A 13,523-nucleotide genomic window follows, 5' to 3' on the forward strand; every position below is an offset into this window, starting at 1 on the left:
CCCAATACAGGAGGAAAGCAGCATGTCATTGAACCAATTTTTTGATTTAACTGGAAAGATAGCAATTGTTACTGGAGGAGGCAGCGGGTTAGGCCGTCAAATGGCAATTGCACTTGCAAAAGCTGGTGCTACCGTTGTAGTAGGTTCACGTCGTTTAGAAGTTTGCGAGAACGTTGTAAATGAAATTGAAACGTCCGGAGGACAAGCATTTGCCCTGGCATTGGATGTAACAAATCCTGAATCTGTTGGACAAGCTGTAGAGAAAGTAATTTCTCAATTTGGCAAGATCGAGATTTTAGTCAACGCTAGCGGAGTAGCTTATGAAATCCCAGCGACGGAGATGCCTTTTAAAGAATGGCAAATTATGATCGATACAAATTTGACAGGTACATTCTTAATGTGTCAGGCTGTTGGAAGACATATGATTGAAAACAAATACGGAAAAATCATCAACGTTTCTTCAACAGTTGCAACTAGGGGTACGGATCCAGAAGTAGTAGACTCCGTAGGATATGCAGCAAGTAAAGGTGCCGTTAACACGTTAACAAAGGACCTTGCAGTCAAGTGGGCTCGTCATGGACTGACTGTGAATGCTATTGCACCTGGAATCATGACTACTGGAATGAATGATCCGCAAGTAGAAGGTACACTTGCAAATAAATTGGGCGGGGAAGGTACTAAGACTCCTTCAAGAAGGTTAGGCGGAGATAATGATATAGCTGGAGCTGTTATTTACTTTGCTTCGACATCTTCTGATTATTGTAATGGAAATATATTGGGTATTGATGGCGGACTTGGGGCTAAGTAATATTAATACCCAACATTAGTTTCAAAATTTGATAAAAATATTATTTTACTTGATTGCAAGTTAAGAATGTTAATTACAAGTGAATTAATCTTATATTTCCTAGCAAAAATAAAACAATATTTAGCACAAAAAACAGAGGCTTCCTAACTCCTCTGTTTTTTATTTTGATTTTTTTGGACAACTGGTTCTCTTCAAAGATTTGTAAGTCACATATTAAAACTCACTAGGTTGTTTGATATAAATAAGACTTTTTTTATCAATAAATCAGAAAAAATATCCTGACAATCGGATCTGCTATTATTAAAAAAACCTTGGTAAATATGCTTTGTGTGCCTCTAGCATTTCGTCTACAATCGCTATAGCCATTTTATCGTTTGCAACAAGCGGATTGATCGTCAATGCAACGATTGCTTTTTCACGACTTCCTTCTACCGCAGCCTCAATTGCCATCTGTTCAAAAGATTTAATCGTTTGTATCAATCCTCGAACTGGAACTGGCATTTCTCCCATCGTTAATGGTACTGGTCCATCCTTCGTAATGACACAGCTAACTTCAACAGCACTGTTATATGGCAGGCCTGAAATTGCCCCTTTGTTCATTGTATTCAATGGTTGAATATCTCGCGTATCATTGTAAATCGATGAGATCAAACGACAAGCTGCATCGGAGTAATATGCTCCACCACGTTTTTCTAACTCAGGTGGTTTTACATCTAGCGTTTCATCTTTATATTTTTCAAATAGAGATGCTTCAATCCGTTGTACGACCTCTGCACGTGTTTCATTAGACTCGAATTCTTTCAATTCTCTTGCCAACATCTCAGATGTTTTGTAGTAGTAGTGATGGTATGAGCATGGGATGACATTGATACCTTTTAGGAATTCAGGTGCCCACTCCTCTGCGTCAATATTTTTCACAAAACTTGCATTGGCAGGATCCATGATCATTTCAAGAACTTTATCTTTTACACTCACTCCATCTAGATAAACCTCTAATCCAAAAACCATATGATTAAGACCTGCAAAATCAATACGAACACGAGAGTGATCCACATTTAATAGATTTGCAATACCCATTTCCATTCCAATCGGAATATTACAAAGGCCAATAAACTTCTTAATATTTGAATATCTTAATGCTGCCTCTGTCACCATACCTGCAGGGTTTGTAAAGTTAAGTACCCACGCATTTGGACAAAGCTCTTCAACTTCCTTACAAATATCTAAAATTACTGGAATCGTACGGAGCGCTTTAAACAAACCACCTGCACCATTGGTTTCTTGCCCGATAACACCATGTTTTAATGGAATTCTTTCATCAAGTGCACGTGCAGCCAATTGCCCAACACGAAGTTGTGTCGTAACGAAATCAGCATCTTTCAAAGCCTCACGACGATTATATGAAAGGTGAATCTCAATTGGAACCCCAGCTTTTTTGACCATACGCTTTGCTAGCGCACCAACTGTTTCTAATTTCTCGCGACCTGCTTCGATATCAACAAGCCAAAGTTCTGTAACTGGTATTTTTTCATAACGCTTAATAATGCCTTCAACTAGTTCCGGCGTATAACTAGAGCCCCCACCAATTGTCACAACTTTAAATTTCTTTGACATTACTTAAGGCCCCTTTCATACATGTCAACGAACTCTTTTGCCAAGTCTTTTACGGTCATTGCATTCATCAAGTGATCTTGGGCATGAATCATTAAAAGTGAAATTTCTGTTGGATTTCCACCTATCTCAGATTGAATGAGCGATGTTTGAATATGATGTGCCTCATTTAAAGCATCACTTGCTTCTTTTAATTTCTCGCGTGCTAAATCCATATTCCGTTCTTTTGCGGCATGAATGGCTTCCATTGCTGCACTTCGACCATTTCCACCATGTAAAATCAATGTAAAAATTTCTGTTTCATGTTTTACCATAAAACTGACCTCCTTCCTCTTTCAAGAGAAATTTTGAAACTCTGTAAGCTTATGGCCACAAATTTTCTATGTTAAAAACCCCTTTGGGTATTCTTGTATTCTATAAAATTTTCAAACTTAAAATTTTTTATATTATAATGTTTTTTTCATGTCCTTCATAATGCCTTTTGAACTCAAAGTCATTTGCTTTCATAAGGCATTATATAAGAAGAGTCACTTCTTTCAATTGGTATACTACTTATTTTCTATTAGTTTTATTGCTTGCTCGAGAATAGCTTCACCATCACACATGCCATAGTTCATCATATCAATAACTTCAACTGGAATATTTTTCTCCCCACAGATGTTTTTCATTTCGTTCAAAAGAAAACGTACTTGTGGTCCTAACAATAACACATCCGCCTCTTCGACTTCTGAGCGAACAACTGATTCAGACACTGCCCAAATATGTGCTGAAATCCCTTTTGAAGCAGCGGCTTTTTCCATTTTTGTAACGATTAGACTTGTAGACATGCCGGCAGCACAACAAAGTAAAATATTCATTATTTTTTCCCCTTCTATTCTAAGCTAGTAACGTCGTTCTTATTGACTACGACTAATCGAGCTAATCGATCGTGTGCAGCTAATGAGTTTGGATTAGCAAATATGCTTATAACGGATATCAAAAATGGAAGGCCCTGAAAAAGAAACATCGATAAAAATTTAAAGAAACTTCTAACAATCACTAATAATCCATAAGCAAGCTTACCTTTTTTGTTATTGATGTGTGTTAGTTTCAATCGAAAAATCATCTTCCCAATTGTAGAACCTCTTAATAATAAGGTTGTTAGGACATCATAACAAAACCAGATAAGAAGCGATTGGAGAAAGGCTTCATTAAAAAGAGCCATTACCTGTACAGTAGCATCTTGACTAGCTGCTTCACTCATTGTTTTTTGAATTTCAATCATCTTTGTTAAGACTCCAGGAAAGTTTGCAAAACCTGTTATTCGATAAACAATTGAAAGTAGGATTGAGACAATCACCGCATCTATGGCAAAAGCAGCTATTCTTTTTATTCGAATCTGAGTAAATATTTTCTTTTTCATGTCCATAGTAAGCTTTCGCTAAAAATTAAGATTTCCTTTGGAATCTATAATATTATTAGCTTTCTCCATTTCTAAGTTTTTCTTGTCCCACATCTTAATGAATGGGAACCAAATTGTAGAGGCAACTGCAAAAGCAACCAATTGCATGACTACACCCATAATTTTACCGCCAGTCATAAGATAACCACTGATGAAATATGGTGTTGTCCATGGAATAATCGTACCTGTCGTTTGTGGGAAAATTCCCATTGACGTACCAAAATAAGTAACGGTTAATACTGCTACTGGTGCCAGCATGAAAGGAATCATTAAGAATGGGTTTAAGACAACCGGAACTCCAAACATAATTGGTTCGTTGACATTAAAAATGGAAGGTCCGATCGCCAAACGTCCAACTTTCTTAAGAAGGTTTGATTTTGCTAAAAACATCATATAGATAGCAACTGGTAACGTAGCACCTGATCCACCCATCCAGATACCATTCTCATAGAATGTATACGTAATGATATGCGGCAGAGTCTTTGCACCCTCTTTTACTGCTGCTAAGTTTGCATCTGCATTTGTAATCCAAATAGGTTCCATAACAGAAGTGATGATGGATGAACCATGGATTCCAAAACTCCATAAGAGATGTTCCATTAAACTTGCGATAAGCGTACCAATGTAGGTTGAACCTAAGATCGTAAATGGTTGTGTGACAACGACCTGTATAAAAGTTGCGAAAGTTTCCCAACTAGTTTGCGCAAATATAAATCTAATAAATAAGAAGAAAATAATAATAACCAAACCAGGAATAAGGGCTGTAAAGGAACGTGAAACGGTTGGTGGTACAGTATCTGGTAATGTAATGACCATCTTCTTTTGTAAGAAGAAACGATAAATTTCAGCGGTAATAATAGCAACAATTAATCCAACAAACAAATACTGTGCACTAAAGATATCAGGTGACCAAGCGGATACGCTTTCTTCATCAACCGTGAAAGTGCTCATAATGTTAACAATTAAATATCCTGCTAATGCTAAAACACCAGCTGGAACACCATCAATATTCTTTCCATCAACTTTATAACTGCCTGCTAGTGAGTATGCTACACCAAATACAGCAATTAATGCGATGATACCCATTGTACCGTTATAAACGATGTCTCCAAAAGCATTCCAATTGTCCCCAAAGGTTTTTGCCATGAAGTTTTGATACCATTCTGCTTCTAACCAAGCCACGATAATGAAAAACGAACCAATTATCATAAGAGGCATTGCAAACATAATACCGTCACGTAAGGCAAGCAAATGCCTTTGATTACCTATTTTCGAAGCAATTGGTAAAAATTTCTCTTCAAAAAAATTAGTTTTCATTGAATTATCACTCCTAAAAGGATTAGGATCTTGGTAAATCAGAAATTCCCCTTATACCAAGATCCTTTTAAAATATTAACGATTCGAATTCTTAGAAACAGGTCTTACAAAAGTCATCACGTGGCTATCGTTTTCAAATCTAGGCTCTCCATCAATTGTCATTGCAGAGTATAGAACAGTAGCAATGATGAAAGCTTGCTTATCTGTTTTATACGTAACTTCTCCAGTTTCACTATCAACAGCTACATCGTCTGGTGAAGATGATTCGTAACTAACTTCTACATATTTGTTTCCATCTGTATTTAATTTTGAATCAGCCATTGCAGTTTTCAACCATGTTGGATAGGCAAAAGAATTCTTGTCAAGTACAGTAGGAGCAATTGGTTTCGCTGATTTCTTAGGATCAACAACTTCGATTGTGTATGTTATTTTAGCAGGGGTTCTAAAGAATCCATCAATAACATACGCCGTAACGGTAGCTGTTCCTGGTTTTAAACCAGTTGCATAAGCACCATAGTACTCGCCGTTTACACTTAAATCCGTTGGTCTTACGTTTCCTTCATCACCGTACGTTGCTATATTTCTTAGGTCAATGACTTTAGATACATCTACTTCAGCATTGATTTGTGTAGGTAATCCATTGATATATCCTGCTTGATCCCAAGCATTCGTTGCCCATGACACATTTTTAATATATCCCGTTGTTTTAGCATCAAGCTTTACAGAGTCACCTACGTTAATTGTAAATGTATGTGTGTCTGCATTATATTTAGCATGAGGATTCATAGATGCTAAATTAGTTGGGTATGCAAGGCTTTCTGTACCACTATTAACTGGTTCAGTAACTTCTGATCCTAAATCTTCTACATAAGCAGCATCTTCAGGGTTTTGAGTGATCCAGTAAGGCATTGAAATCACAGTTGAAGATTCCATTGTTAAACTGTTACCAGAGTCAATCGTTCTTCTATCCATCGTTCCGAAAATGTTTGTGTTGTACTTGGACATCATAACTTCATCACGAGGAATTAATTGGTCAACCATAAGATTTGGTGCTACGTGTGTTATGTCATTTCTGTTTGCTGATAATACATCAAAGTTCATGAAATTGTTAGGTATACGAGTCATATACCAATCTGAACCTGCAAGGTCAACTTGTGCATTTCCGATATCAATACCTTTAGCTTTCAAAGCACCTAGAGAAGCCGCGTAGAAAGTTGTCATGAATGGGTTTTTCTCTCTCTTTTCGTTTGTCCACCATTGATTCATGCCTTCTAAGATTTCGTCACCGTTAAACTTATCAGCATGGTGAGATAATGTGTAGTATGCTAGTGCTTCTTCTTCTTCATCAGAATAGTTCATGTATGATTCGTGAGTTACACCACTTACACCGATATCATCACCGTTATGAGCAGCAATACCAAAGTATCTTGCAAGATATTGTAATGTCATATCAAGCATCGATTTTGAGTTATATGTTTTTGGATATCTTACTTCAAAATCATTGTGTTCATTAGCTTTTTCTGAGGCTTTTACGCCATTCATTACTTTGTATTCGTTTGCAAAATCAAGTGGTTCAATTACATCAATGCCTTGATCTTCAAGGATTGCTTTTTCTTCAGGAGTATACGTACCCAAATCTCTTGCAACTACAAGTGCTTGTAACTGTAATTGCGCATTTAATGGACCGTCTTCATAGTCTGCGTCTCTTCCCCATGCATCCTTATTACCATCAAGGTATTCAGGGTTCATATTTGCCCATCTAGTTGGAGCATTCGGGCCGTTTAATCCATTTCCAGGAACAGAACCACTAGCAAAACGAGATTCAGCAGGGTTCTCACCATTAACAGTCAATTGGAAATAGTTATTTAGAACTAGTGCATTTGTGTGGTTAATCATATCATTTTTGATAAGCGCTGCTAGTTCTGGATCATCTTCTTTGAATGCCTTATATGCCAGGTCTAATGTAAAATAATGACCTACTAATTCATCTGTTGATGTTGTTGCTTTGTAATAAACTTTATTTGAGTCTAAATCCATTGAATCCGCATCAAAACCTTCGTTTTGGTTTGCAAATATTTCTGTTAAACGTGGAGGTACTGCAACTGTGTCATATGCTTTAAGATCAGTTTGTGTTCCATTTTTGAAAGAGCCAGGGACATTATACCAAACTGTATTTCCATTAATATCTTCAGCTTGTCCTGCCTTCTTTTGAATCCATGCATTATCCCATGTTCTAGCTTCTGGAATTGTAGCGCCATTGTTACTTGTGTCTACTTTGTACGTACGAGCAAAGAAACCAGCTGATGCAGGATTTCCAGTGTCAGTCAATGTATATTTACCCTTTTCATCAACGAATACTGGCTTTCCTTCGTTAGCAGTAAGCCATGCTTTTGCTTCAGCGATCGTTTTTACGTTTCCACCATAAGAGTTAACAACGTACATATAGTCGTTTACATTGTATTGAGAAGTAACTTTTAATTGCGTACCAGATACATAACCAAGCGTTACGATTGATTCAACTGCACGAATAGCAGATGCTTTTGCATCTTTTGTTCTTTCATCATTGGGACCAAATGTATTTTTCATGTAGTTGTATCTCCAGATTTCACCAGAAGCATACATTGTTGTCCAAAGACCGTCATTGTCTGTATCATAGTTTCCTCTAGCAGCATCTTTATCAGCTGTCATAAGCGCTTTCATCATGTCCTCTTGAGTAGTGAATCTCATATTACCAGATTGGAATCCGTATCTGTCTGTAAAATTTCTTGAAATTTCTGTTTGAAGTAATGCTTTACTTTGTAATGACATTTGCTTTCTCACAATGTGAGTTGCGTTTCCTTTTTCGCCAAGAATCCAAAGTCCATTATTACCATCAGGCATGATGTTGGTAATCACTTCTTTTGCGTTAAATGTTGCAGTATTACCAGCATTATTAGTACCAGAACCTGAAGAACCACCAGTTTGTGGAATATATCTTCCACCCTGCAAATATTGAATTTGATCAGCCGAAGATAAGTTAGGATCGTAAAGTGTAATTGCATCAGATACGATACCAGTAATTACTCCATGCGCTCTCTCATCACCCAGGATGATTTTATCATTTGACTTGATTAAAGTGTCTTTTGAAATTAACCATTTTACACCGTCTTCTCCTTCAACATATCCCACATAGCTCTTTGATGGGAATTTCTTTCCTGCTGGAGCAGAAGGAATATTAGTTGTTTTCCAAGTCGATGTTGAAAGGGCAGCTGGTATCCTATCATCCCCAGCATTATAGTAGTAAACTAATTTTTCAAGATTAGTAGCTTGTGCTTCTACTACAGTAACAGTAATCTCTACAGTTTTAGCAGCACCAGTTGTATCCACTCCAGTACCAGTGATTTTTGCCGTACCACCAGTTACGCCTAAAATCTTTCCGCTGAAATCACCTTTTTCGTTGCCAACCATATCTACATATGCAACATATGGATCAGAAGTTGTCCATTTTACTGGCTTTGTTGTATCTAAACCAGTAGGTTTTGCATGAGTGATATGTGTAGTGTTCATGTAAATACTTGTGCCAGTTGAAACAGGAGCTACCGTAAAAGAATGGGCTGAAATTGTAGTAGCAGCTTTAACAACTACACCACTATAATTACCTGCAGCTATTGTAGCTGCTAAAACAGCCGCCGTAACAGGTTTACCAAAACGCAATTTATTTCTTTTCATTATGTTCCTCCTAAATAATATATTCGAATCCATTTTCCAACTCAGAGATTTAACCATACATTCTAAACCCTTCATTCCCCTACTACTATCAACCCCTTTCATATAATTGGCAAAAATCTTGTTAGTCTAGCAGAATAATATTTTAGAAACCTCGTATTGAAAATCATTGAAGTTAGTTGACTTCAGAATTCTCTGTTTCGCTTCGGGATGCTCCATTAAATGTAAAACTAATCGACTTAACTCCTTGTGTAGAAACAAGTCTCCCGCCCGCAGATTAATTAAAAAAAGTATTTGTACAACCTTTCCATCATAAGTTATTGGATTCTTAAATATCACAACACTTATCGAATCTTGAATCGCAACCATTTTTAATGCATGTGGCACTGCTATCCCATTTTGGAGAATCGTCGATATTTTTTCTTCCCGTTCGGCAACCAAATCAGGAAAGTCAAGTGTTGCAAAACCCAATTCAACAACTCTTTTCGCTTTTTCTTTAATGTAAGCTTTGTAGTCAAAAGCCTCTCTAGTATCTTCTATATAAAACATTTCTGAATGAAACAGAGATAAGAGTGTTGGTGCATTTTCCTTAACTCTACTTGCCGGATACCTAGTAAGCGTACGACAAATTCTCTGGATATCCGTCTCAGTTAGTATTGGTGGTACTTGAATATATGGAATTGAAATATTGTCAAAACGAATCGGATGGGATGAAACTAATAAATCATATTCTTCTAGACGACCCGATTGAAGTTCACTGTATAGAACGACGTTAATCGTTGCACCTTGAAAAAGTGTTTCGAGTTTCATTTTAAGTAAATCAGCCGATCCTGCTCCTGATCCGTACGATAGTAGAATCTTCTTATAGGAACTTAATTGTTTTTGCTTCTCTCTTTCCATATGAGCTGCAAAATGCATGGTAATGTATCCCATTTCATCGCTAGAAAGTTCGAATCCCCATATTTCCTTTATCATTTCAGAAAATTTTAATGCAATCATAAAGACGTCGGAATATCTACTGTATACATCATCTATCAATGGATTTGTAAGCTTTAGGTTGAAATAGATTCTTCTTAACAACGGATACATATGCATCAAAAGCATATCCAAAAGTTGCTGATCACCTGTAAACTGTGTCAAGAAAGTTTGATCTAATTTTTTAAAACAATTCTTTAGTTTTTGTTCCAAATCATTCTTTTCTTGTTCCTCAATATCATCCACACTAGATTTACCACTTATATGTGCAGCAAGATAGATCATTTCACTCTCTGGAAGTACAACATGATATAGTTCAGAAAGTACTTCACAAATTCTCTTGGCTATATTCATATAAGATGGCTTAATCAGGGAAACATCTAACTTCTTTTCTTGATTAGGCAATATAAAATTGTGTTGAGTGACTCGAAATGAGAGTATTTGAATATGCACTAAAATGTTCTCAAGGGCAAAATAACTTACTTTCAAATGATTGATTTGTACCTCTTCACTCAAAACAGCTCTAATTTCTTCGAATGGAAACGCTTTCTCAAAATTTAGATAATTAGATTTTTTTAACAATCCTGTTTCCTTTTGACTTAAGAAATAGGAAAACGCCCTTCTGAAATTTGTTTCGTCACCTAGTAAACGAACACCGTAACGTGATTTTGCTTCTACTTTTAAATCAAAAAGCCTAACTTGCCTTTCAACATCAACCATATCGCTAAGAACGGTCGATCTGCTGATCAATAGGCTATCAGCAAACATATCAATGGTTTGAAACTCTGTCGTTTGTAGCAATAGCATAATAATATTGATTACACGAACACGAGGTAAATCCGGGGCTAAAGCACCCTTAATTTCTTCTAAATACGATTGAACCATTTCTTGATTTTCTACATGAAGTAAATATCCTTCACCACGTTTTTTCTGAATAACAAATCCAGATTTTTCTCCAATAACGTTTAATTCCTTCAATTCATTTCGTAATGTCCGATTTGAAATGGCGAATTCTGATTCAAGTTCATAGGATGTAAGTGTTTTGCCTTTTTGATACAAATATTGTAAAATTAAATCTCTTCGCATACATTACCTCATCACTCTAGAAACTCTTCTAGTTGGTTTAAGTTTACTTCCCGCCAAATCCATTTAACAGTTTGATTTTTTCCAATATACCTAGCAATTTGAAACAAATTAATAGTCTAGCTTATAAATTTGATGCTAAATAGCACTATCTACAACTTAAAAAATAATCTGAACGAATCTTAACATAGATCTACACATTTAAAAATTTAGAATTACTTCATACATGTTAAGTAAAACTTATATATCCCTTGAATTTTCCTCCATGTCCAGTACATGGCAAATTTTATATAAGCCAAATAAGCGTTCCCATGTCTTGGAAACGCTTTTCTCATTGAGCTCATATTCACTTTACTAGTTACTTATCAGGGCTTGATTAAACACCATAATACTTCGCAAAAAGTTCTTTATTCCATTCATCTCCGCCATCAACATTAGAGCTCTTAAACACTGGCGGTTTCATTCCAGCTTGTTGGTATTTTTTTGCTAACAAAATAGAAATGGTTTGAGCAACAAAAGCTCCCGCCATAGTAGAAGTTGCCCCCATACCAGTGTTTGCTTCTTCTACATAAAAGTGAGCATCCCCAGGTCCAGTACAACTATCAATAACAACATCACTGAAGTCAAATAGATATTTTCCGCTGCTGTGTCTTGATTTTGAACCTGTAGGATGATTCGGATTTGTAAATGCAATGACCTTTGTACCACATTCCTGTGCCATTTTTGCAAGTTCCACAGTCATTCCATTTCTTCCAGAATTGGAAGCAATGACAAGTACATCCTTTGAGTTGATTTTATATAAATCAAAGATAACTTTTGCATAGGCTTCTAAGCGTTCAATCACAGTACTTTTTAAAGGATGATCGTGTAATAAAAATTCATTTGGCAAAATAGGCGAGACTTGTGCAAATCCACCCGCTCTTACGTAAAATTCTTCCGCAAACATATGGGAGTGACCTGAACCTGTAACTAGGAAGCGACCTCCATTTTGAAGTGCTTCAAATATGCATGTGGCAGCTTCATCGATTTTTTCATTCTGTGTCGTATGCAGTTTTTCGAGATTTGCTGTCACATATTGATAATAATTCTCCATTATCACTATTCCTTCTTTTATTGATTTGAATTCCCATGTCATAGGTTTCGGGAACTTCTAAACTATCTATTACCACCCGTACTTACTTTCGCTCCATTTTTTTATAATTAGATCTTGTTTCACGAAAACAAGACTATTTTTTTCGATATCTTTATCGATGATTGCACCAGCTCCGAGAACACTATAAGCACCTATTTTACAACCAGGCATAATAATCGTATTTACGCCCGTTCTGCAATAGTCGCCAAGAAAAGCTGCATTTGAAAAATGCAACGGTACTTCTTTTCGTCCATTCACAACGTGCTCCGTTTCTCCGTCATCAAAGCGTAATGTTCCGCATACGGTTGCTGCTCCGATATCCGTATAACTGCCAATTGCACCATAAAACTCGCCATAGTGGTAAAGATATACCTTATCCATCACCATTCCACCAAGGAACTCTGCACAATGGTCGAATATACAATTCGAACCTATCGATACTCCATCGTAAATGATGCAGTAATTACTAATTTTTGTATGATCACCAATCACAGCATTGCCATTAAAAATGGCTCCATTATCAATGTTTGTATTGTCACCCACAATCAGGTTACCGTGAATGACAACTCGATCACCAATTGAGGAGTTCTTACCAAGTTTTACATGGCCATGAATGGTTGCATTTGCTGAAATCGTCGCACCTTCTGCTAGTTGGTTCTCTTCTAGTGCATGACAAAAATGATATACCATAAATTGGTTCGCTTCTAACATATGCCAAGGCTTATCAATATCAAAGAAAAATCCACTACATTCGATCGCATTCAATTTTACTTTATCAAGCGATTTCAGAAGTCCCGCTTCAATATATCTCTCTTTTGGTACCCCTACACCTACTTTTACATCTGGAAAATAATTTGGAGTTCTTTTCACATAATCTAGAAGTGTATCATCAAAGTGAAAGCCGGCAAAATGATGGGTAATGCTGTTCCCACGATAGTGGGCACCAATCGACTGAATAAACCCATTTTCAATACTCGCACCAATCCAGTTTCTTGAGGATTCCTCCAAATTCTTCAACAACACAGCAGGTTTTATAGAATTCACTAAGCTCTCTAAATCCTTTTCTTCAACGATGGTATCCCCATAGAGAACAATAAAGTCCTTCGTATCAGAGAGTTTCTCAGCCCCTTTTACCAGACTTTCTGCACTTCCTAAATTTGTCTGATCAGTCACAAATTTAACGTTTTCTATATCTGATAAAAGATTTTCTATTTCTCTTTGATGTTCCTCATTAACAACAACAATAATTTCTTCTATTCCCATCGCCACAATGGATTCAATGTTATAGCGGATTAATGACTTCCCTGCGATTTTTATTGTCGTTTTGGAGCGAACCGCATTGAAAGGAAACATTTTAGTACCTTTGCCTGCCGCAAGAATAATGGCGCTTTTCACCATTCCACCACCTCTAGTTTCATTCACGTTTTATAACTTTGTTTTTTAAACACATC

General features: G+C 36.6%; 10 protein-coding genes. 1 reads left to right on the top strand and 9 read right to left on the bottom strand.

All coding sequences use genetic code 11. The features are described from left to right. The first annotated feature begins 22 nt into the window (after positions 1–22). Positions 23–808 (top strand): SDR family NAD(P)-dependent oxidoreductase, encoded by a 786-nt coding sequence (locus tag MLOOGBEN_RS22585; protein ID WP_179160536.1) that lies wholly within the window; start codon positions 23–25, stop codon positions 806–808. A gap of 300 nt (positions 809–1,108) precedes the next feature. On the opposite strand, the gene MLOOGBEN_RS22590 is transcribed toward MLOOGBEN_RS22585, so the two are convergent. The 9 genes from MLOOGBEN_RS22590 to MLOOGBEN_RS22630 form a co-directional block, all read right to left on the bottom strand. Further along, entirely contained in the window at positions 1,109–2,422 is a 1,314-nt protein-coding gene (locus tag MLOOGBEN_RS22590; RefSeq protein ID WP_179160537.1) for a 6-phospho-beta-glucosidase, read from the bottom strand. Beyond that, positions 2,422–2,733, bottom strand: a complete 312-nt coding sequence (locus MLOOGBEN_RS22595; RefSeq protein ID WP_179160538.1) for a PTS lactose/cellobiose transporter subunit IIA — start codon at positions 2,731–2,733, stop codon at positions 2,422–2,424. The genes MLOOGBEN_RS22590 and MLOOGBEN_RS22595 overlap by 1 nt, the downstream gene beginning before the upstream one ends. A 234-nt stretch (positions 2,734–2,967) precedes the next feature. Next, complete coding sequence (locus MLOOGBEN_RS22600; protein WP_179160539.1) at positions 2,968–3,276, bottom strand: PTS sugar transporter subunit IIB; 309 nt, start codon at positions 3,274–3,276, stop codon at positions 2,968–2,970. Between the two features lie 14 nt (positions 3,277–3,290). Next, positions 3,291–3,821 carry an RDD family protein gene (locus tag MLOOGBEN_RS22605; protein ID WP_179160540.1) on the bottom strand — a complete coding sequence of 177 codons (531 nt, stop codon included), beginning with the start codon at positions 3,819–3,821 and terminating at the stop codon, positions 3,291–3,293. An 18-nt stretch (positions 3,822–3,839) separates the two neighbouring features. Then, positions 3,840–5,177 (bottom strand): PTS cellobiose transporter subunit IIC, encoded by a 1,338-nt coding sequence (celB, locus tag MLOOGBEN_RS22610; RefSeq protein ID WP_179160541.1) that lies wholly within the window; start codon positions 5,175–5,177, stop codon positions 3,840–3,842. Between the two features lie 75 nt (positions 5,178–5,252). Next, positions 5,253–8,885 (bottom strand): hypothetical protein, encoded by a 3,633-nt coding sequence (locus MLOOGBEN_RS22615; RefSeq protein WP_179160542.1) that lies wholly within the window; start codon positions 8,883–8,885, stop codon positions 5,253–5,255. 126 nt (positions 8,886–9,011) lie between these two features. After that, positions 9,012–10,943: a BglG family transcription antiterminator gene (locus tag MLOOGBEN_RS22620; RefSeq protein WP_179160543.1), complete on the bottom strand. Its 1,932-nt coding sequence runs from the start codon at positions 10,941–10,943 to the stop codon at positions 9,012–9,014. 373 nt (positions 10,944–11,316) lie between these two features. Then, positions 11,317–12,033, bottom strand: a complete 717-nt coding sequence (locus tag MLOOGBEN_RS22625; protein WP_179160544.1) for an SIS domain-containing protein — start codon at positions 12,031–12,033, stop codon at positions 11,317–11,319. Positions 12,034–12,102: 69 nt separating this feature from the next. Next, the gene (locus MLOOGBEN_RS22630; RefSeq protein WP_218781293.1) at positions 12,103–13,494 is read right to left on the bottom strand and encodes a nucleotidyltransferase family protein; all 1,392 of its coding nucleotides are present in this window, start codon (positions 13,492–13,494) and stop codon (positions 12,103–12,105) included. Positions 13,495–13,523 lie beyond the last annotated feature (29 nt).

Source organism: Bacillus sp. EB106-08-02-XG196, assembly GCF_013396335.1.
Classification (GTDB): Bacteria; Bacillota; Bacilli; order Bacillales; family Cytobacillaceae; genus Neobacillus.